The sequence below is a fragment of the Pseudaquabacterium inlustre genome (assembly GCF_038066595.1).
GTDB lineage: Bacteria > Pseudomonadota > Gammaproteobacteria > Burkholderiales > Burkholderiaceae_C > Pseudaquabacterium > Pseudaquabacterium inlustre.
Window position 1 is genome coordinate 317,486 of sequence record NZ_JBBUTH010000009.1, and the last position, 20,361, is coordinate 337,846.

Sequence of the window (20,361 nt, forward strand, 5' to 3'; positions counted from 1 at the left end):
TCACTGGCGGGCCAGCCGCAGCCGGCGGTGCGCCTGCCGCGCATGCGGCACCCAGCCCTGGCCGGCCCAGCGGCGCCACATCAGCAGGCCGCGGATCCACTCGTCGGCCGCATAGGCCACCCACACGCCGGCCAGCCCCAGGCCCAGTTGGCTGCCCAGCAGCCAGCTGCCGCCGGCCAGCACCAGCGCAAAGCTGGCCGCGCCGGCCAGCACCGGGTAGCGTGCGTCGCCGGCGGCGCGCAGCGCGTTCACCAGCACCAGGTTGAAGGTGCGGCCGGTCTCCAGCAGCGGCGTCAGCCACAGCAGCGTGGCACCGGCGGCAACGATGGCCGCGTCGTCGGTGAACAGGCCCAGCAGCCGCGGGCCGGCCAGCGCCGCCAGCAGCGCCAGGCCCCCGCTGACCAGCAGGCCCACGCCCATCGCGCGCCGCACCAGGCGGTGCGCCTCGTGCAGCCGGCCGGCCCCCACCAGGTGCCCGACCACGATCTCGGCCGACAAGCCCGTGGCCAGGCCGGTGAGCAGCAGCAGGTGCATGACCTGCATGGTGTAGGCCTGCGTGGCCACGGCCGCCGTGCCCATGCCGCCCACCACCGCCACGCTGACCATGAAGGCCAGGCGCCAGGCGATGTTCTCGGCCGCGCCGGGCAGGCCGATGTGCAGCACCGGCGCCAGCGTGCGCCGTGGCAGGCACCACCAGTCGGAGGCCACGGTGTGCAGGCCCAGGCGCTGCCGCCACAGCTGGCCCAGCAGCAGCACGCCCAGCACCCGGCTGGCCAGCAGCGCCAGGGCAAAGCCCGGCAGGCCCAGGCCCCAGCCCCAGCTCGCGTCGGACATGGCCGGCCAGGCCAGGCCCAGGTGCAGCAACTGGGTGGCCACGATCACCCGCAGCGTGGGCCGCGCCTGCAGGTGCGAGCGCAGCACGCTGGCCAGCGTGGCGTTCCAGGCATCCAGCAGCACGGCCGGCGCCAGCGTCTGCAGGAACACGGTGGCCAGCGGCAGCACCTCGGGCGGCGCGTTCATCAGCCGCAGCAGCGGGCCGGCGCCCAGCAGCGCGCCCAGCGCCCCCAGGCCGCCGATCCAGGTGGCCGCCCCCAGCGTGGCGCGGGCCACGCGGTCGGCTTCGTCACGGCGGCGGCCGCCCAGGGCCTGCGACACCACCACGCCCACCCCCGCCCCGACAATGCGGAAGAAGATGAACAGCATGGCCAGCACCTGGTTGGCCAGCGCGAAGGCGGCGCCGTGCCGGTCGCCCAGCCGGGCCGCGAGCACGGTGCCGAGCACGCCCACCGCAATGCCCAGCAGCAGCTCGGCGAACAGCGGGCCGGCCAGCGGCAGCAGCCGCGGCCGGGCCATGAAGCTGCGCGAAACAGAGGTCAATTCAGGGCCCTTGGCATGGCGGGAAACACGGGCCGCAGCCGCTCAGGCGCGGCCCACCGGCGCGCCCAGGCCCTGGCGGCGCAGCACGGCCGCGCGCACCAGCGGCAGCCGGTCGTTGCCGAAATACATGTCGTCGCCGCCGACAAAAATCGTCGGCGAGCCGAAGGCCCCGCGGGCGATGGCCTCGTCGGTGTTGGCCTTCAGCTGCGCCTTGATGGCGGGGGTGGCGATGCCGGCGGCCAGCGCGTCGGCGTCCAGGCGCGCGGCGCGGGCGCAGTCGGCCAGCACCGCGTCCTTCGACAGGTCGCGGTCGTCGCGCCAGTAGGCCTCGAAGTACGCGGTGGCCAGCGCCACCAGCGCGGCCGGGCCGTGCTGCGCCTCGGCCCACAGGCAGCCGCGCATGGCCTTGACGCTGTTGACCGGAAACACCGTGGGCGGAAAGCGGATCGGCAACCCGCAGTGCTGGGCCCAGTCCATCAGGTCCTTCTTCAGGTAGGCCTGCTTGGCCGGCACGCCGTGCGCACGCGACTCGTAGACGCTGGGATTCACCGCATTGAAGATGCCGCCCACCAGGATGGGCCGCCAGCGCACCGGCACGCCCAGTTCGGCCGCCAGCGGCTGCAGGTTGTGGAAGCCCAGCCAGGTCCAGGGGCTGGAGCAATCGAAGAAGCATTCGATCACCGGGGGTCTCCTAGGGCCACGCCGCGAACCACGTGGTCCATGATTTTGAAAGCGCTTTCAGGATAACACCGTCCGCCACGCGCGAAGGCCTGGCGCACCGGTGACACGGCCGCCGCGAGACTACCGCCAAACTGGACCGCCACCGAACACCGCCGTACACAGGAGACGCCCCTTGGACAACCACAGCCTGGCCCCGGCCATCATGGTCGACAGCGACCATCCCGAGGTGCTGGCCTACGCCAGACAGCACGCCCGGGGCAGCAGCGACCGTGAGCGCGCCGTGGCGCTGTACCTGGCCGTGCGCGACGGCATCCGTTATGACCCGTACCAGATCAGCCTGACGCCCCAGGGCATGAAGGCCAGCACCGCCATCCAGCGCGGCCTGGGCTGGTGCGTGCCCAAGGCCGCGGCGCTGGCCGCCGTGTGCCGCGCCGCGGGCATCCCCGCGCGGCTGGGCTTTGCCGACGTGCGCAACCACCTCAGCACCGAGCGCATGCGCCAGCGCATGCAGACCGACACCTTCTACTGGCACGGCTACACCGAGATCTGGCTGGACGGCGCCTGGCGCAAGGCCACGCCGGCCTTCAACCTGTCGCTGTGCGATCGCTTCGGCCTGCTGCCGCTGGAGTTCGACGGCATTCACGACTCGATCTACCACCCGTACGACCGCGAGGGCCGACGCCACATGGAGTACCTGGCCCAGCGCGGCAGCTTCAACGACGTGCCGCTGGCGGCCATGCGCGCCGACTTCGACCGCCATTACCCCGGCCTGGACGACACCAGCGGTGATTTCATGGCCGACGTGGCGCGCGAGACCGGGGGCGGCGCGGCATGAGTGGCGCCGGCATTCCCGAGGGCTTCCAGGCCCTGCCCATGCCCAGCGGCTTCATTGCCAACAACGGCCCGCTGTACATGCGCCACGAACCGCGCCCGGCCGAGGCCGGCGGCGACCTGGTGCTGCTGGGCTTTCGCGTCGAGCCGCGGCACTGCAACCCGATGAAGAACTGCCACGGCGGCTGGCTGGCCAGCTTCTGCGACATGGTGCTGCCGCTGTCCATCCACCGCAAGGCGCCCGAGGTGGGGCACAAGTTCCTGCCCACCGTCAACTTGACGCTGGACTACCTGGCGCCGGCGCCGCTGGGCTGCTGGGTGCAGGGCGAGGCGCAGGTGTTGCGCAGCACCCGCACGATGGTGTTCGCCCAGGGCCTGGTGACGGCCGACGGTGTGCCGGCCGTGCGCATGAGCGGCATCTTCAAGATCGGCAAGGCCTTCGTGTTGACCGGCGATGAAGGCGGCTGAATAGCCAGCCCCAATGATCGACATTGGATCAATCAAACGCTCCAATGGTGCAACGCACATAAGATTCCTTCCGTCGCATCGATCGACGCAACCCACCCACACAAGGAATCGACATGTCGCTGATCAACACGCAAGTCCAGCCGTTCAAGACCCAGGCCTTCGTCAACCGCAATGGCAAGGGCGAGTTCATCACCGTCTCCGACGAGAGCCTGAAGGGCAAGTGGTCCGTGCTGATCTTCATGCCGGCCGCGTTCACCTTCAACTGCCCGACCGAGATCGAAGACGCCGCCGACAACTACGCCGCCTTCCAGGCCGCCGGCGCCGAGGTCTACATCGTCACCACCGACACGCACTTCTCGCACAAGGTGTGGCACGAGACCAGCCCGGCCGTCGGCAAGGCCAAGTTCCCGCTGGTGGGCGACCCCACCCATGTGCTGACCAACGCCTTCGGCGTGCACATCCCCGAAGAAGGCCTGGCGCTGCGCGGCACCTTCGTGATCAACCCCGAGGGTGTGATCAAGACCGCCGAAGTGCACAGCAACGAGATCGCCCGTGACGTCTCGGAAACCCTGCGCAAGCTGAAGGCCGCCCAGTACACCGCCGCCAACCCCGGCCAGGTGTGCCCGGCCAAGTGGAAGGAAGGCGCCAAGACCCTCGCGCCCAGCCTGGACCTCGTCGGCAAGATCTGATCATCTTTCGATGATCTGTAGCGAGGCGGGCCTGGCGCCCGCCTCCCTCCCCCAGCCTGAACCCTGCTTCAGGCCCTGTTGAAAGCGTCCGGCGGCCTTCGCCCATGGATGCTTTCAACGGGGTCGGAACGACCACGCCTGAACATTCCGCGAAAGGACCGCACCATGCTCGACGCCAACACCCAAGCGCAGCTCGCCGCCTACTTCGAGCGCATCAGCCAGCCGATCGAACTGATCGCCAGCCTGGACGACAGCGAAGGCGCGCAGCAGATCCGCGAGCTGATCACCGAGATCGCGGCGATCGCGCCGGCCAAGATCGGCGCCCGCTTCGACGGCCAGTTCGCCCGCAAGCCCAGCTTCCAGATCACCCGCGTCGGCCACGACATGGGCGTGCACTTCGCCGCCGTGCCGATGGGCCACGAGTTCACCTCGTTGGTGCTGGCCCTGCTGTGGGCCGGTGGCCATCCGCCGAAGGTGGAGCCCGAGGTGCTGGAGCAGATCAAGTCGCTCGACGGTGATTTCAGCTTCGAGACCTACATGAGCCTGACCTGCCACAACTGCCCGGACGTGGTGCAGGCCATGAACCTGATGGCGGTGTTCAACCCGCGCATCCGCGCCGTGGCCATCGACGGCGGCCTGTTCCAGCAGGAGGTGGAAGACAAGCAGATCATGGCCGTGCCCAGCGTGGTGCTGAATGGCGCGCCCTTCGGCAACGGCCGCATGGAGGTGGCCGAGATCCTGGCCAAGATCGACACCGGCGCCGCCCAGCGCGAGGCCGCCAAGCTGAGTGAGAAGGCCCCGTATGAGGTGCTGATCATCGGCGGCGGCCCGGCCGGCGCCGCGGCCGCGGTGTACGCCGCGCGCAAGGGCATCCGCACCGGCATCGTGGCCGAGCGCTTCGGTGGCCAGACCATGGACACGCTGGGCATCGAGAACTTCATCTCGGTGCTGGAGACCGAGGGGCCGAAGTTCGCCGCCGCGCTGGAGGCCCATGTGCGCCACTACGGCGTGGACATCATCACGCTGCAGCGCGTGGCCAAGGTCGACCCGGCCGCGCAGCCCGGCGGCTACGCCACCGTGACGCTGGACAACGGCGCGCAGCTGAAGGGCCGCAGCGTGATCCTGGCCACCGGCGCGCGCTGGCGCAACATGAACGTGCCCGGCGAGGCCGAGTACCGCACCAAGGGCGTGGCCTACTGCCCGCACTGCGACGGCCCGCTGTTCAAGGGCAAGGACGTGGCGGTGATCGGCGGCGGCAACTCGGGCGTCGAGGCCGCGATCGACCTGGCCGGTGTGGTGCGCAGCGTCACGCTGCTGGAATTCGCCGACCAGCTCAAGGCCGACCAGGTGCTGGTGGACAAGTTGAAGAGCCTGCCCAACGTCACCATCCACGTGAACGCGCAAACCACCGAGGTGATCGGCGACGGCCAGAAGATGACGGGGTTGAACTACAAGGACCGCGTCTCGGGCGCCGAGCACCAGTTGCCGCTGGCGGGCGTGTTCGTGCAGATCGGCCTGGTGCCCAACACCGAGTTCCTGAAGGGCACGGTGGAGCTGAGCCGATTCGGCGAGATCGTGGTCGATGCCAAGTGCCACACCAGCGTGCCGGGCATCTTTGCCGCGGGTGACGTGACCACGGTGCCGTACAAACAGATCATCATCGCCACCGGCGAAGGCGCCAAGGCCGCGCTGAGCGCCTTCGACCACCTGATCCGAACGCCGGCACCGTCGGCCTGAGCGTCGTCGGGATGGGCGCTGTTCTGCAGCGCCTGTCAAGCCACATCGGGCAGGTAGGATGCCGGGTTTTGCCCCGCCGGACTGCCTGCCCGTGTTCAAGAACCTGCTGATCTACCGCATCGTCCCCGAGTGGACGGTGGACTTCGCCGACCTGGATGCCGCCCTCGGCAAGGCGCGCTTCACCGAGTGTGGCGCCACGCAACCGGTGTCGCTGGGCTGGACCAGCCCGCGTGGCGATGCACATGCCGCCCTGGTGGAATCGGTGGCCGGCCACTGGCTGATGAGCCTGATGGTCGAGCGCAAGCTGGTGCCCGGTTCGGTGATCAAGCGCCAGGTGGATGCGCTGGCGGCCAAGATCGAGCAGGACACCGGCCGCAAGCCCGGCCGCAAGGCCAAGCAGGACCTGAAGGATCAGGCCCTGCAGGAATTGCTGCCACAGGCCTTCACCAAGCGCGGCAGCGTGCGTGTGTGGCTGGCGCCCGAAGAGCGCCTGCTGGCCATCGATTGCGGCAGCCAGAGCAAGGCCGACGAGGTGCTGACCGCACTGACCGAGGCCCTGCCGGGCTTTGCCGCGCGGCCGATCAACACCGCCATGTCGCCCGCGGCCGCAATGGCCGAGTGGCTGGTCAGCGGCGAAGCCCCGGCCGGCTTCACGATCGACCGCGACTGCGAACTGAAGGCCGCCGACGGCGAAAAGCCCGCCGTGCGCTATGCCCGCCACACGCTGGAGATCGCCGAGATCCGCGAGCACATCGCCGCCGGCAAACAGCCCACCCGCCTGGCGCTGACCTGGAACGGCCGCGTCAGCTTCGTGCTGACCGAGGGCCTGCAGGTCAAGCGCATCGCCTTCGAGGACGGCGTGTTCGAGAAGCAGCCCGGCGCCAGCCGCGACGAGAACTTCGACGCCGACGCGGCGATAAGCACCGGCGAATTGCTGCCGATGATCGGCGATCTGCTGGACGCGTTGGGGGGCGAGCAGGCGTTGGGTGACGTTGCACCGAGCGTCATGCCAGACAACCTAGCTCGCAACCCTCCGGTGCCAGCGGCACTCAACCCAGCGGCAATGGATGTGCCGCCTTGGGAGAACGCCCCAGCCGCCTGAGTTGCAGTTACGGCTGCAAACGGTCAGCCGCGTGTGGTCATGCGCGACGTTGGCGGCGCGCCGAATGGCCCAGCAGAACCAAAGCACCCAAAGCCATCAGCAACACACCGTGTGGCTCCGGGACTGCCGCGGCCATTTGCGCGCCAAGCATGGCATGGGTGGCCGTTGTCGGATGAATGTCGTCAAAGAACATGTAGCCCAGGCAGTCCTTGGCATCGCCGGTGGCGATGCAAGCCTCCGAAGTATTGGCAAAGCTTGCACGCGCATCACGGCTGGCCAGGAACGTATTGAAGGCGTAGAAGCGTTCGTCAGGAAGCGCTGACGCCAGGCCCTTGTAGGTGTTCACCAGTACGGTGTTGAATACCCATGACAGACTGGTGGCCCCGCCAGACTCGATCGCGCCCAAGTCCATGGTGCGCGGCGTGATGCCCAGATCTGGCAGCGTCGGCAGCAGGAAGTTGCGGGCACCCATCGCGTACAAGGTCTGAACCGAGCTCACGAGATTGCCGACCACACCTTGGATGAAGCTTATCGCCGCGGCCTGGCTTTGATAGACCTCTGCGGGCGCGTACAGGAAATCGTTGGCCCCGCCCCAAACGACGTACAACGCTGACGATGACGCAGACTTTCCGGCCGCTGCCAGGTCTGCCTGGAACATGCCCACCTGCGATTGAATGCCGGTGTTACGCAACGGAAGTGCAGCGGCGGTCAGGCCCGGGTCGATCAACTCATCAATGCCGAAGTGCGCATTGAGCAGGCCACTGGTGGCCCCACCATAGGCGTAATTGGTGAGCGCACCGCTCAGGCCCAAGGACTGCGCCAGGTACTCAACGGCCACCATGCCGTTGGAAAAGCGGCCATCCACATACGGCGACGCAGGGACCGTGCCGATACCCGGCAGATTCAGGGTCGAAGAAAGCGCCGCCAAGCGCCCCGTATCGGACAGGCTGTCGCCAAAGACCACCACCTGATCGAAGGCTGAGGCAGGCATGGCCGCCGAAGCGATCACAGCGGCGGCCAGGACGGGACGGAACAAGGTGGACAAGGGCATGACGCTGCTCAACGATTCAGTGAAGAAGCGCAAAGCATCACGCACTTTGGTGGTGGCGGACCATCCCACGCACATCGACCCCGCACTCGCGGGATGCTGAAAACCCGCTCTCAGGTTCCCTTGCTCACCGTGATCGTCGGGAACTTGCTGGAGAAGTCCTTGGCCTTCTCGGCAATCTTCACGGCCACCTGGCGGGCCACGCTCTTGTACAGGCCGGCGATCTCGCCGTCGGGGTCCGACACCAGCGTCGGGCGGCCGGAGTCGGCCTGTTCGCGGATGCTGCGGTTCAGCGGCAGCGCGCCGAGGTAATCGAACTTGTATTCCTCGGCCATCTTCTTGCCGCCGTCGGCGCCGAAGATGTGCTCGGTGTGGCCGCAGTTGGGGCAGCAGTACACCGCCATGTTCTCCACCAGGCCCAGGATGGGCACGCCTACCTTCTCGAACATGGCCACGCCCTTCTTGGCGTCCAGCAGCGCGATGTCCTGCGGCGTGGTGACGATCACCGCGCCGGTGATCGGCACGCGCTGGCTCAGCGTGAGCTGGATGTCGCCGGTGCCCGGGGGCATGTCGACGATCAGGTAGTCGAGCTCGCGCCAGCGGGTCTGGCGCAGCAGCTGGTCGAGCGCCTGGGTGGCCATCGGGCCGCGCCAGATCATGGCCTGGTCGGGCTCGACCAGGAAGCCGATCGAGGCCACCTGCAGCCCGTGGCCTTCCATCGGCTCCATGCTCTGGCCGTCCACGCTTTCGGGGCGGCCGCTGATGCCCAGCATCATCGGCTGGCTGGGGCCGTAGATGTCGGCGTCCAGCATGCCCACCGTGGCGCCTTCGGCGGCCAGGGCCAGGGCCAGGTTGGCGGCGGTGGTGCTCTTGCCCACGCCGCCCTTGCCCGAGGCCACGGCGATGATGTTCTTGACGCCCGGCAGCAGCGCCACGCCGCGCTGCGCGGCATGCGCCACGATGCGGCTGCTGACGTTGACGCTGACGTTGCCCACGCCCGGCACCTTGCGCGCGGCCTCGATCAGCTGGCGGCGCAGCGCGCCGTGCAGGCTCTTGGCCGGGTAGCCGAGCTCGACGTCGAAGGCGACGTCATCGCCGTCGATCTTCAGGTTCTTCAACTGGCGCGTGCCAACGAAGTCCTTGCCCGTGAGGGGGTCGGCGACGGTCTTGAGGGCGGCGATCAGGTCCGCTTCGACAACAGTGGGCATGGTGCTGGAGGCTGGTGTTCTGGAGGCACCGCCGACCCGACGGGCCGGCGGACGACAGCGCGCGAGTCTATCCAAGCCACGGCCGGTCCGCGCCCTCGCCCCGAATGCCCCGCACGGCCGAAGCGATCTAGGCAATCAAGAACCCCTTACTTCGGCGATAGAGAAAGCCCCTCACAGAAACAATGGTCTCCATCGCGCCCCCACCCTTTCAGGAGAGTTGTCGATGTCCAGGCGAGCCTCAGCAGTCACAGGCCCCGCTCTGACGGGTTGCTCCTCGTCGGCCCCCCTGTCCGCCTCGGCGGATGCCGGGCCGTCCGCGGGTGGGCGCGATGCCTGGCTCGACCAGGTGCTGCGCCCCGGCGTGCGGCTGCTGCGGCGGCTGCGCTTTCCGGCCAAGGCGGCGCTGATCACGCTGTGCTTTCTGCTGCCGATCGCGGTGCTGAGCACGCTGCTGGCCAGCAACATGGCCACCGAGATCGAATTCGCCCGCAAGGAGCGGCTGGGCGTGGCGGTGATGCACCGCGTCGCGCCGCTGCTGCAAGGGGTGCTGGCCACGCGCAATGCCACGCGTGCCCTGCTGGGCGGGCATGACGCGGCCGCCGATTACCAGCGTGCCCGCCAAGCCACCGACGTCGCCCTGCAGGCCTTGCAGCAGCACCTGCGCACCGAGGGTGACGACCTCGGGCTGCTGCCGACGGTGGATGAGCTCGCCCGCGCCTGGCAGGCCACGGCCACGTCGCGCCAGGGCGTCGACGGCCAGGGGCGAACGGTGTTCGGCCCGGTGTCCGCGGCGCTGGTCACGCTGATCCAGCGCGTGGGCGACGACTCCAACCTGGTGCTCGACCCCGACGTCGACAGCTTCTACACCATCAACGCGCTGGTTCTCACGCTGCCGCGCCTGGCCGAAGACCTGGGCCAGGTCTGGGGCTGGGGCAGCTTCGCGGCCGCCAACGGCGGCTTCGGCAGCGTCACGCACGAGAACCGCTACATCGGCTGGGTCGCCAGCGCGAACGTGTATGCCCGCGACCTGGGCGCCCACCTGCAGCACGTGGTGAAGGCCAACCCCGCACTGGCCGGTCAGCTGGACATGGCGCCGCTGGCCGCCGCCCAGGCCTTCGTCACGGCCGCGCAGCAACTGGGCCGCGAGCGCTCGGCCAGCGCCGCGCAAACCCATTACGACGCCGGCCGGCAGGCGCTGGGCCAGCTGTTCACGCTGTACGAGCGCGGCCTGCCGGCGCTGGACGGCCTGCTGGCCGAACGCATCGCGCGGCTGGAGCGCCAGCGCCTGCTGAGCTTCGGCGCCGTGCTGGTCGGGCTGCTGCTGGCGGCGTATGCGATGGGCAGCTTCTACCGTGTGATGGCGCGCGGCGTGCAGGCGCTGACCGGCCAGATCCACGCCGTGCGCGACGGCCGGCTGGGCCAGCCCGCCCACGTGGTGGGCAGCGACGAGATCGCCGAGGTGATGCTGGCGCTGGAGGACATGCGCCAGGGCCTGTGCGGCATCGTCGTCGGTGTGCGCGATGCGGCGCAGGCCCTGCTGGCCAATGCTGAACAGGTGAGCCAGGGCGCAGGCGACCTGTCCGCACGCACCGAGGCGAATGCCGCAGCGCTGGAGGAGACGGCTGCGTCGATGGAGCAGATCGCCGCCACGGTGAAGCAGAGCGCCGAAGCCAGCCGCGATGCCGCGCGCCTGGCGGTCGACAACGCGGCCACCGCCGGCGCCGGCGGCGCCATGGTGTCCGAGGTGGTCAGCACGATGGACGCGGTGCGCGCGTCCTCGGGCCGCATCGCCGACATCGTCGGCGTGATCGATGGGCTGGCCTTCCGCACCAACATCCTGGCGCTCAACGCCGCGGTGGAGGCCGCCCGCGCCGGCGAGCAGGGCAAGGGCTTTGCCGTGGTGGCCACCGAGGTGCGGGCGCTGGCCCAGCGCTCGGCCCTGGCCGCCCGCGAGATCCGCGACCTGATCGGCGGCAGCGTCGACACCGTGGCCCAGTGCACCGAGCGCGTGCAGGCCGCCGGCAGCACCATGGCTCAGGTGGTGCGCAACGCCGACCGCATCAAGCAGCTGCTGGCCGAGATCTCCGGCGGTGCGGCCGAGCAGAGCGCCGGCGTGGCCCACATCGGCAGCGCGCTGCAGGAGCTGGACGGCAGCACCCAGCGCAACGCACGCCTGGTGCACGACACGGCCGCCACCGCCAGTGCCATGCGCAGCCAGGCGCAGTCGCTCAGCGCCGGGGTGGCGCGATTCCGGGTCGAGCGCTGACGCTCACGCGACGGCCCGGCGCAGGCGATGGCCCCAACTTAGAATCGCGGGCTGTCTTCCTGGATGGTCCGCCATGGTCCGCAAGCTCTTCGTCACCACCGCCCTGCCCTACGCCAACGGCGCCTTCCACATCGGCCACATCATGGAGTACATCCAGGCCGATACCTGGGTGCGGGCACAACGCATGCGGGGCGCGCAGGTGGACTTCGTCTGTGCCGACGACGCCCACGGCGCGCCGATCATGATCGCCGCCGAGAAGGCCGGCGTGACGCCGCAGCAGTTCGTGGCCAACATCGCCGCCGGCCGGCCACCCTACCTGAACGGCTTCCACATCGCCTTCGACAACTGGCACAGCACCGACGCGCCCGAGAACCACGCGCTGGCCCAGGACATCTACCGCGCGCTGCGCAAGAACGAGCTGATCGAGGTGCGCACGATCGAGCAGTTCTACGATCCCGACAAGGGCATGTTCCTGCCCGACCGCTTCATCAAGGGCGAGTGCCCGAAGTGCGGCGCCAAGGACCAGTACGGCGACAACTGCGAAGTCTGCGGCGCGGTGTACCAGCCCACCGAGCTGAAGAACCCGTACTCGGCGCTCAGCGGCGCCACACCGGTATTGCGCACCAGCGAGCACTACTTCTTCAAGCTCAGCGATCCGCGCTGCGTCGAGTTCCTGGAGCAGTGGACACAGGACGGCAAGCTGCAGCCCGAGGTGGCCAACAAGGTCAAGGAATGGTTCACCCGCGACGAGGACGGCAAGGCCAACCTCGGCGACTGGGACATCAGCCGCGACGCGCCGTACTTCGGCATCGAGATCCCCGATGCGCCGGGCAAGTACTTCTACGTCTGGCTGGACGCGCCGGTGGGCTACCTGGCCTCGCTGAAGAACCTGCTGGACAAACGCGGCGAAGACCTCGACGCCTACCTCGCCGACCCGCAGCGCGAGCAGGTGCACTTCATCGGCAAGGACATCGTCACCTTCCACACGCTGTTCTGGCCGGCGATGCTGAAGTTCAGCGGCCGCAAGGTGCCGGATCACGTGTTTGTGCACGGCCACCTGACCGTGCACAACGAGAAGATGAGCAAGAGCCGCGGCACCGGTATCAGCCCGCTGAAGTACCTGGAGCTGGGCCTGAACGCCGAGTGGCTGCGCTACTACATCTGCGCCAAGCTCAACGCCCGGGTGGAAGACCTCGACTTCAACCCCGAGGACTTCATCGCCCGCGTCAACAGCGATCTGGTCGGCAAGTACATCAACATCGCCAGCCGCGCCGCCGGCTTCCTGGCCAAGCGCTTCGGCGGCAAGCTGTCGGCCGACTGCGGCGTGGAAGGCCGCGTGCTGCTGGATGGCCTGCGCGCCCACCGGGCCACGGTGGAAGAGCTGTACGAAACGCGCGAGTTCGGCAAGGCCGTGCGCGAGATCATGCTGCTGGCCGACCGCGTGAACGAGTACGTCGACCAGCACAAGCCCTGGGAGCTGGCCAAGAAGCCCGATGCCGAGGCCCAGCTGCACGACGTGTGCTCGGTGTGCATCGAGGCCTTCCGCGTGCTCACCATCTACCTCAAGCCCATGATGCCGGCGCTGGCCGCCAGCGTGGAAGCCTTCCTGCAGGTGCCGGCGCTGCAGTTCGCCGATGCGTCGCGTGCACTGGGCGCCCACACCATCGGCGCCTACCAGCACCTGATGCAGCGCGTGGACGCGGCCAAGGTCGAGGCCCTGCTGACACCGCCCGAGCCTCCTGCCGAGGCCATCCCGCCCGCGCCGCAGCCCGGTGGCGAGGACATCGCCGCCGAGATCGGCATCGACGCCTTCACCGCGGTGGACCTGCGCGTGGCGAAGATCGCCAACGCCGAGTTCGTGGACGGCAGCACCAAGCTGCTGCGCCTGACGCTGGACGTGGGCGAAGGCCGCATGCGCAATGTCTTCTCCGGCATCCGCAGCGCCTACCCCGACCCGGCCGCGCTGTTGGGCAAGCTCACCGTGATGGTGGCCAACCTGGCGCCGCGCAAGATGAAGTTCGGCCTGAGCGAAGGCATGGTGCTGGCCGCCAGCCACGCCGACGAGAAGGCCACGCCGGGCATCTTCATCCTCGAGCCCCACGCCGGCGCCCAGCCGGGCATGCGCATCCGCTGACGCGTCAGGCCGGGCCCCGCCCGGCCGCCGCCCACAGCGGCAGGCGCACCAGCACGCGCGTGCCCTGGCCGGGCCGCGAGCGCAGCGTGATGTCGCCACCGTGCGCCATCACCACCTGCTGGCACAGCGCCAGGCCCAGGCCGGTGCCGGGGTAGTCGGCGCGCCGGTGCAGGCGCTGGAAGGGCTGGAACAGCCGCGGCAGGTCGGCCTCGGCGATGCCGATGCCGTGATCGGCCACCACCACCGCAGCCCAGCCGTCGCGCGCCAGCGCCCGCACGCTGACCTCCGGCGCCTGACCCGGCGCCACGAACTTCAGCGCATTGCCCACCAGGTGGGCGAACAGTTGCACCAGCAGGCCCTGCTGCCCCGCCACCACCGGCAACGGTGACAGGCGCACGGCCGCGCGCTGCGCCGCCGGCAGCGCACTCAGCACCTCGGCCAGCACGGTGTCCAGCGCCACCGCCTGCGGTGGCGGCAGCGACAGGCGCTGCACCTGGGCGTACTGCAGCACCTCGTCGAGCATGGCGCGCATGCGCTGCGCCTCGCTGGCCACGCGGCCCAGCCAGTCGCGCGCATCGGGCGGCAGGCGTCCGCCGTGGTCATCGCGCACCAGCGCATTGAACTGCGTGATGGCATTCAGCGGCTCGCGCAGGTCGTGCGAGGCCGCGTGCACGAACTGGCGCAGGCCGGCATGGGCGCGCTCCAGCTGTTCGCTGCGTTGCAGCAGCCGGGCATGGTCGTCGCGCCAGGCGGCCACGGCGCTGGCCAGCAGCAGCGCCGGCACCAGCACGGCCGCCACCGCCATGTACACCAGGCCCAACTGCCATTCGGCCGTGGTGGGCGGTGGCAGCAGCACGCCGGTGCCCAGCGCCAGCGCGATGGTCAGCGACACCGACAGCGTCAGCAGCGCCACCGCCGTCATGTCGAGCAATATGGCGGCGGCCAGCAGCGGCAGCAGCACGTAGACGAACGGGTACGGCATGACCGCCAGACACACCAGCGACAGGCCCACCGCCAGCGGCAGCATCAGCATCGCGCGCAGGTCGTTGGCCACCCGACCCAGGGCCTGCCACGGGGCCGGTGCCAGGGCCAGGCCCAGCGGCAGCACCGACACCGCGCCGATCGTGCCGCCCTCCAGCCAGGTCAGGCCCACCAGCCAGGGCTCGCGCGCGCCATGCCAGCCCAGCAGCACGGCCGCCAGCACGGCCGCCGCCAGCGGCGGCAGGAAGGCGCCGTGCAGCAGCAGACGCAGCAGGCTCATCGGCGCACGCAGCGGCTCGGCCGGCAGGCGGAGGCGGCGCAGGCTCCAGGCGGCCAGCGCGACCTCCAGCAGGTTGGGCACGGCCAGCAGCAGCACGGTGGACCATTGATCGCCCCACCACCGGTTGGCGGCCACGTTGGCCAGGCCCACGGCCAGCAGCAACGCCGGCCAGTGCGCGACCGGCTGGCGCAGCAGCACCACCACGGCCACCGCGTTGGCGTACCAGATGTTGGCCACCGAGCCCGGCTCGCGGCTCAGCGCGATCGACAGCATGGCCGCCGCGCCATAGCCCAGAGCCAGCAGCAGGCACTGCCAGATCAGGCGCAGGCGGCGGCCCGGCCCGGCTTCGTCGGCCGCCGGCTCATCGGGCTGGCCCGGTGGCGGCGGCAAGGCATCGAAGCCGGTGATCGGTTCAGCCAAGGCGGTCCCCCGTATCGGGCGGCCGCTTCTGCGCGCGCAGGCGGCGACGGCGCAGCCACAGGCCACCCAGCGTCAGCACCGGCAGCAGCGCCAGCGCCCCGCCCCAGCGCACCGCCCACGACCCGGTGGCCGCCTCGGCCAGCGCCGGCAGCGGCGTCAGCCAGCGGTCGAGCACACGCTGGCGCTCCTGCTTGCCGATCAGCTGGATGCCGCGGTTGATGACCTCCACCAGCTCGGGCCAGTCGGCGCGCACACCGAAGCTCAGCGTGTACTCGAAGCCCACCGGCCCGTCGGCGCGCAAGCCGCCCAGGCCCCGGCTGCGCACCAGGAAGGCGAGGCTGGCCGCATCCACCACCACGGCCTGCACGGCGCCCTGCAGCAGCGCGGTCAGCGCCAGGCCGTCATCGGCCATCGGCACCCAGCGCACGGCCGGATGGCGCTGGCGCATCGGCGCCTCGACCGCATAGCCGTCGCCCACCGCCACCGCCACACCCGCCAGCTGCGCCAGGCCAACCACGGCGTCGTCGGCCCGGCGCACCAGCAGCGCAGGCACCGACACATACGGCTGGCTGAAGCGCAGGTACTCGGCCCGCTCGGGCGTGGGTCGCAGCGACGACAGCAGATCCACCTGCCGCGTGCGCGCCGCGGCCAGCAACTCGCGCAGCGGCGCCGCCGGCAGCTCGCGCACCTGCAGCCCGGTGCGCGCTTGCACCAGGCGCAGCATGTCGACCGACAGGCCGTCCAGCCGGCCATCGGGCTGCTGGAACACGAACGGCCCGTAGTCGCGCTCGGGCCCGAAACGCACCGGCTGACGCGCCTGCAGCCAGCGCTGCAGGGCCGGCGACAGCCCCGGCGCGCCGTCGGGCTCAGTGCGCGGCGGCGATGTCATGCGCGGCGTCCAGGCTCAGCGGCTTGACCAGGTAGTCGCGCACGCAGCGGTACTGCGCCGCGCGCGCCCGGTCGGCCGGGTCAGGCGACGAGGTCAGCATCACCACCGGCACGGCCGGGCGTCCGGCCGCTGCGCTGGCGGCCTCGTGCTGCTGCAGGAACTCGAAGCCGTTCATTCCCGGCATGTGGATGTCCAGCAGGATGAGGTCGACTGCCGCGCCCTCGGGCGTGTCCAGGAAGGCCAGCGCCGTGCGGGCGGTGTCGAAGCACAGCAGCCGCTCGGCCAGCGCTGCGCGCTCCAGCATGATGCGGGCGAACAGCAGGTCCATGTCGCTGTCGTCAACCACCATCACCGTGTTCAGCATGTGCGCACCTGCGGCCCATCGTGCACGAAAGGGTGATCGGCATCGTATCGGCATTCAGCCCGGCGTGGGGTGAGGCCGGTCAACGCGCTCAGGTGTTACCCGCAGATACGGGTGATAGCATGGGCCCAGCCATGCATGCCAGCCCCGCCATTGGCCCCGCTGCAGCGCGCATTTCCGCGCGCCGGCGCTACATCGCGCGCATCCAGCATGGCGGCCCTCCGACGTTGAACCGCACCGTTCCACGTTCCCGTCCGTCGGAGGCCGCATGTCCTTTCCCGTCCCGATCCATCCCTTCCGCCCACGCCTGATCTCGGCGCTGCGCGGCTACACACGCCAGCAGTTCGCCGCCGATTGCGGTGCCGGCCTCACGGTGGGCATCGTGGCGCTGCCGCTGGCCATGGCCTTCGCCATCGCCAGCGGCGTGAAGCCCGAGGCCGGGCTGTTCACGGCCATCATCGCCGGCTTCCTGATCTCGGCGCTGGGCGGCTCGCAGGTGCAGATCGGCGGTCCGGCCGGCGCCTTCATCGTCATCGTCTACGGCATCATCGAGCGCTACGGCCTGGCCAACCTGCTGCTGGCCACCTCGCTGGCCGGCGTGCTGCTGTTCGTGATGGGCTGGCTGCGGCTGGGCGCGCTGGTGCGCTACATCCCGGTGTCCATCGTCATCGGGTTCACCAATGGCATCGCGGTGCTGATCGGCCTGAGCCAGGTGAAGGACCTGCTGGGCCTGGCCATCGACAAGATGCCCGGCGACTTCTTCAGCCAGATCGCCATGCTGGCGCGCCATGCCCACACGCTGAACCCGGCCGCGCTGGCGCTCGGCCTGGGCTGCCTGGCCCTGGTGGTGCTGTGGCCCAAGAGCTACACCATGCCGGTGGGCCCGGTGGGTGCGCTGGCCCACACGCGGCGGCTGGCCGCGCATGTGCCGGGCACCATCGTCGCGCTGGCGCTGGCCACGCTGGCCACGCTGCTGCTGGGGCTGAAGGTCGAGACCATCGGCAGCCGCTTCGGCGGCATCCCGCAGGCCCTGCCCACCTTCGCGCTGCCCGACCTGAACTGGGCCACCGCCAAGCAGCTGGTGATCCCCACCATCACCATCGCGCTGCTCGGCGCCATCGAATCGCTGCTGTGCGCGCGCGTGGCCGACAACATGGCGCCGCAGCATCCACGCCACGATCCCAACCAGGAGCTGATGGCTCAAGGGCTGGCCAACCTGGTGACGCCGTTCTTCGGCGGCATCCCGGCCACCGGCACCATCGCCCGCACCGTCACCAATGTGCGCGCCGGGGCCGCCACGCCGGTGGCCGGCATCGTGCACGCCGCCACCCTGCTGGCCGTGGTGCTGGTGGCCGCGCCGCTGGCCCTGCATGTGCCGCTGGCGGCGCTGGCCGGCATCCTGCTGTTCGTAGCCTGGAACATGGGCGAGTGGCGCGAGTTCGCGCGGCTCAAGCACTTCCTGCTGCCCTACCGCGCCACGCTGCTGGGCACCTTCGTCCTGACCGTGGTGTTCGACCTCACGGTGGCGGTGGAGGTGGGCCTGCTGATGGCCTGCGGCTTCTTCATCTACCGCATGAGCAGCCTGTTCTCGGTGCAGCCGCATGCCAGCGCCGACCCGCTGCCTGCGGGCGTGGCGGCCTTCGAGCTGTACGGCGCGCTGTTCTTCGGCGCGGTGGGCAAGATCGAGGCCCTGCCGGCCCAGGTGCCCGAGGGCACGCGCGCGGTGGTGCTGGAGATGCACCGCCTGATCTCGATGGACACCTCGGGGCTGGACGCCCTGCACCAACTGCACGCCGCCTTGCAGCGCCGCGGCGTGGCCCTGGTGCTGGCCCACGTGAACCCGCAGCCGCTGGGCCTGATCCGCCGATCGGGCTTCGAGGCCGAGATCGGCGCCGAGCAGATCGTGCCCAGCGTGGCCGATGCGGCGGGCGTGGTGCCGACGATGACCCCGCCAGCGGCCGGTTGAGGCGGCGGCGCGCGGGGGTCACGCGTGGGTCAGGCCCGGGCGTCAGTCGGTCAGTCGGCCCAGGGCGAGCGCACCTCGGCCAGCGCCGCCATCGGCGCGCTGCAGGCCGCCACCGCAGCCTCGTGGCGTGCCGCCAACCAGCCCACCGCGAACCAGGCCTCGGGCTGCCCGCCCGCCAGAGCCCGGCAATGGGCGGCGGCCACCACCGCGTCGTTCAGCACCCCCAGCGGCCGCTGGGCCTGCTGCAGCGCGTCGAGCAGCGCCTGCAGCCGCCGCGCCGGCCACAGGCTGGCGCTCAGTTCGGCCGCGTAGCGCAGGCGCTTGATGCGCCGGCGCAGGCGGTGGCGCGCCGCATCGTCCAGCGTGGCGAAGGCGCGGGCATCGCGCCGCAACTGGCGCAGCAGGCTGTGCAGCGGTGGACGCAGGGCCTGGCGCAGGGCCTTGGCCGTCCCCTGGCCCGCAGCCCGCGCCTCGGCCCCGGCGGACAGCACGGCGCCCGGCAGCGTCAGCGCCAGCAGGCGCAGCCACAGCTGCTGCGTGTCAGCACTGGTCAGCCAGGCTGGCAGGTCCAGCGCATCGACCTGCGGCTCGGGCTGGGCGATGGCCGGGCCGCCGGCGGCGTGCAGCACCGGCCACAGCCAGGCGGCACGCACATCCCGGTCGCGTGCGGCGCCCAGGCGCTGGAACAGCGCGGCCACCGCGTCGGCCAGCGCCGGCTCCAGGCCCGGCAGCAGCGCCGCATGCAGGCGCAGCACGCTGCGCAGCCGGCGCAGGCCCACGCGCAGCTGGTGCAGGTGCTCGGGCTGCCATTGGCCATCGGCGATCTGGCTGGCATTGGCCAGCGCCTGCTGCAGGCCCTCGGCCAGCATCGCCGCCGCGGCGGCCTGCGGGCCCAGCGTGCCGGGCAAGGTCAGCGCCCGCGGTCGGGCCGGCCGGCTGATGGCCTGCGCCGCGCTGCCGCCGGGCTGCTGCGCCTGGTGCGCCAGCGCATGGCCGCGTTCGCTCTTGCTGCGCACGTCCAGCCACAGCTCGAAGCGGCGGGCCCAGGCGGCGGCCAGGCCCAGCAGCGCCGCCGGCTCGCCCTGCAGCAGCTCGAACTCGATCTCGCACACCGGCAGCACCAGGCCGCCGGCGCGGATCTCGCCCTCGTCGAGCGCCAGCTCGATCAGCGCGCCCTGGTGCCGCACCGTCCGGCAGGTGCGCTGCACCGCGGTGGCGTAGTGCTCGCGCAACGTGGCCTGGCGCGCGCCGGCCAGCACCTCGCGCAGGCGGGCGCCGGCCTCGGTGCCGTCATGGCGGGCGATGTCGAGCGCTGGCGTGGCCTCGTCCGGCAGCGGCACGTTGTGCTCCAGCCGCTGCAGCGCCACACGGCCCTCGGCCTTGAGCGTCTGCACCCAGCCGTCGCCCTCCTGGCGCAGGCGCAGCGCCACGCGGGCGCGGCCCAGGTCGCCATCGGGCGTCTCCATGTAGCGGGCGGCCAGCGTCAGCGGCCGGGCGCTGCGGGTGGCCACGGCGCGGCGCAGTGCGGCCAGGCGATGGGCGGGGATGCGGAACTTCAGCTCGACCTCGTGCGTCATGGCGACGATGGTGCCATGCGACCGTGACAGCCGCGGCCGGTGCCACGCATACAATGCCGGGTTGACCCGGAGCCCCCGCTCCGCCTTGCCGAACGAGCCCACGCCATGCCGCTTTTCTGGAAGCACTACCAGTCCGAAGCCACCCAGTTCATCAACGAGCTGAAGGCCAAGAAGCCGACGCTGGAAGCCGAGCAGCGCGCCGGCCGCAACCTGCTGTGGGACCGCGAGCAGGACCGCGACGCGCAGGCCGACTTCAAGGCCGCCCGCGTGCCGCAGGGCGCTTACGTGTACTTCGGCCGTCCGAAGAACAGCACGCGCTGAGGCCGCCCGGCCGCCCCGCGCCGGT

At 70.7% G+C, this 20,361-nt stretch carries 17 protein-coding genes; 9 read left to right on the forward strand and 8 right to left on the reverse strand.

Features of this window, described 5'->3' with window-relative positions:
• Both AACH10_RS18880 and AACH10_RS18885 read right to left on the reverse strand, forming a co-directional pair.
• Positions 1-1,377 (reverse strand): MATE family efflux transporter, encoded by a 1,377-nt coding sequence (locus AACH10_RS18880; protein WP_341412037.1) that lies wholly within the window; start codon positions 1,375-1,377, stop codon positions 1-3.
• A gap of 42 nt (positions 1,378-1,419) precedes the next feature.
• Positions 1,420-2,058, reverse strand: coding sequence for a 2-hydroxychromene-2-carboxylate isomerase (locus tag AACH10_RS18885; protein WP_341412038.1), 639 nt, complete (start codon positions 2,056-2,058; stop codon positions 1,420-1,422).
• Positions 2,059-2,230: 172 nt separating this feature from the next.
• Here AACH10_RS18885 and AACH10_RS18890 point away from each other — a divergent pair, with 172 nt between their 5' ends.
• The 5 genes from AACH10_RS18890 (at position 2,231) to AACH10_RS18910 (ending at position 6,885) form a co-directional block, all read left to right on the forward strand.
• Complete coding sequence (locus tag AACH10_RS18890; protein WP_479725278.1) at positions 2,231-2,893, forward strand: transglutaminase-like domain-containing protein; 663 nt, start codon at positions 2,231-2,233, stop codon at positions 2,891-2,893.
• A complete protein-coding gene (locus tag AACH10_RS18895; RefSeq protein WP_341412039.1) occupies positions 2,890-3,357 on the forward strand; it encodes a PaaI family thioesterase in 468 nt (155 codons plus the stop codon). The genes AACH10_RS18890 and AACH10_RS18895 overlap by 4 nt, the downstream gene beginning before the upstream one ends.
• Before the next feature lie 113 nt (positions 3,358-3,470).
• Positions 3,471-4,046 (forward strand): alkyl hydroperoxide reductase subunit C, encoded by a 576-nt coding sequence (gene ahpC, locus AACH10_RS18900; protein WP_341412040.1) that lies wholly within the window; start codon positions 3,471-3,473, stop codon positions 4,044-4,046.
• 165 nt (positions 4,047-4,211) lie between these two features.
• The gene (gene ahpF, locus AACH10_RS18905) at positions 4,212-5,783 is read left to right on the forward strand and encodes an alkyl hydroperoxide reductase subunit F (protein WP_341412041.1); all 1,572 of its coding nucleotides are present in this window, start codon (positions 4,212-4,214) and stop codon (positions 5,781-5,783) included.
• Between the two features lie 91 nt (positions 5,784-5,874).
• Positions 5,875-6,885 carry a recombination-associated protein RdgC gene (locus tag AACH10_RS18910; RefSeq protein WP_341412042.1) on the forward strand — a complete coding sequence of 337 codons (1,011 nt, stop codon included), beginning with the start codon at positions 5,875-5,877 and terminating at the stop codon, positions 6,883-6,885.
• A 37-nt stretch (positions 6,886-6,922) separates the two neighbouring features.
• On the opposite strand, the gene AACH10_RS18915 is transcribed toward AACH10_RS18910, so the two are convergent.
• Entirely contained in the window at positions 6,923-7,936 is a 1,014-nt protein-coding gene (locus AACH10_RS18915) for an SGNH/GDSL hydrolase family protein (RefSeq protein ID WP_341412043.1), read from the reverse strand.
• 110 nt (positions 7,937-8,046) lie between these two features.
• The gene (apbC, locus tag AACH10_RS18920) at positions 8,047-9,141 is read right to left on the reverse strand and encodes an iron-sulfur cluster carrier protein ApbC (RefSeq protein ID WP_341412044.1); all 1,095 of its coding nucleotides are present in this window, start codon (positions 9,139-9,141) and stop codon (positions 8,047-8,049) included.
• Between the two features lie 346 nt (positions 9,142-9,487).
• Between apbC and AACH10_RS18925 the strand changes: the two genes are divergently transcribed.
• Both AACH10_RS18925 and metG read left to right on the forward strand, forming a co-directional pair.
• Positions 9,488-11,407: a methyl-accepting chemotaxis protein gene (locus AACH10_RS18925; RefSeq protein ID WP_341412045.1), complete on the forward strand. Its 1,920-nt coding sequence runs from the start codon at positions 9,488-9,490 to the stop codon at positions 11,405-11,407.
• Between the two features lie 73 nt (positions 11,408-11,480).
• Positions 11,481-13,541, forward strand: a complete 2,061-nt coding sequence (gene metG / locus AACH10_RS18930; RefSeq protein ID WP_341412046.1) for a methionine--tRNA ligase — start codon at positions 11,481-11,483, stop codon at positions 13,539-13,541.
• Positions 13,542-13,545: 4 nt separating this feature from the next.
• Here the strand turns inward: metG and AACH10_RS18935 are convergent, their stop codons facing one another.
• The 3 genes from AACH10_RS18935 to AACH10_RS18945 are packed head-to-tail and all read right to left on the reverse strand — an operon-like array spanning position 13,546 to position 16,475.
• Entirely contained in the window at positions 13,546-15,222 is a 1,677-nt protein-coding gene (locus tag AACH10_RS18935; RefSeq protein WP_341412047.1) for a sensor histidine kinase, read from the reverse strand.
• A complete protein-coding gene (locus AACH10_RS18940) occupies positions 15,215-16,111 on the reverse strand; it encodes a transporter substrate-binding domain-containing protein (protein WP_341412048.1) in 897 nt (298 codons plus the stop codon). The genes AACH10_RS18935 and AACH10_RS18940 overlap by 8 nt, the downstream gene beginning before the upstream one ends.
• Positions 16,089-16,475, reverse strand: coding sequence for a response regulator (locus tag AACH10_RS18945; RefSeq protein WP_341412049.1), 387 nt, complete (start codon positions 16,473-16,475; stop codon positions 16,089-16,091). The genes AACH10_RS18940 and AACH10_RS18945 overlap by 23 nt, the downstream gene beginning before the upstream one ends.
• A 265-nt stretch (positions 16,476-16,740) precedes the next feature.
• Between AACH10_RS18945 and AACH10_RS18950 the strand changes: the two genes are divergently transcribed.
• Positions 16,741-18,438 carry a SulP family inorganic anion transporter gene (locus tag AACH10_RS18950; RefSeq protein ID WP_341412050.1) on the forward strand — a complete coding sequence of 566 codons (1,698 nt, stop codon included), beginning with the start codon at positions 16,741-16,743 and terminating at the stop codon, positions 18,436-18,438.
• 50 nt (positions 18,439-18,488) lie between these two features.
• On the opposite strand, the gene AACH10_RS18955 is transcribed toward AACH10_RS18950, so the two are convergent.
• Entirely contained in the window at positions 18,489-20,015 is a 1,527-nt protein-coding gene (locus tag AACH10_RS18955; protein ID WP_341412051.1) for a CYTH and CHAD domain-containing protein, read from the reverse strand.
• Positions 20,016-20,120: 105 nt separating this feature from the next.
• Between AACH10_RS18955 and AACH10_RS18960 the strand changes: the two genes are divergently transcribed.
• Positions 20,121-20,336 (forward strand): DUF3460 family protein, encoded by a 216-nt coding sequence (locus AACH10_RS18960; protein ID WP_341412052.1) that lies wholly within the window; start codon positions 20,121-20,123, stop codon positions 20,334-20,336.
• The last annotated feature ends 25 nt before the right edge of the window (positions 20,337-20,361 follow it).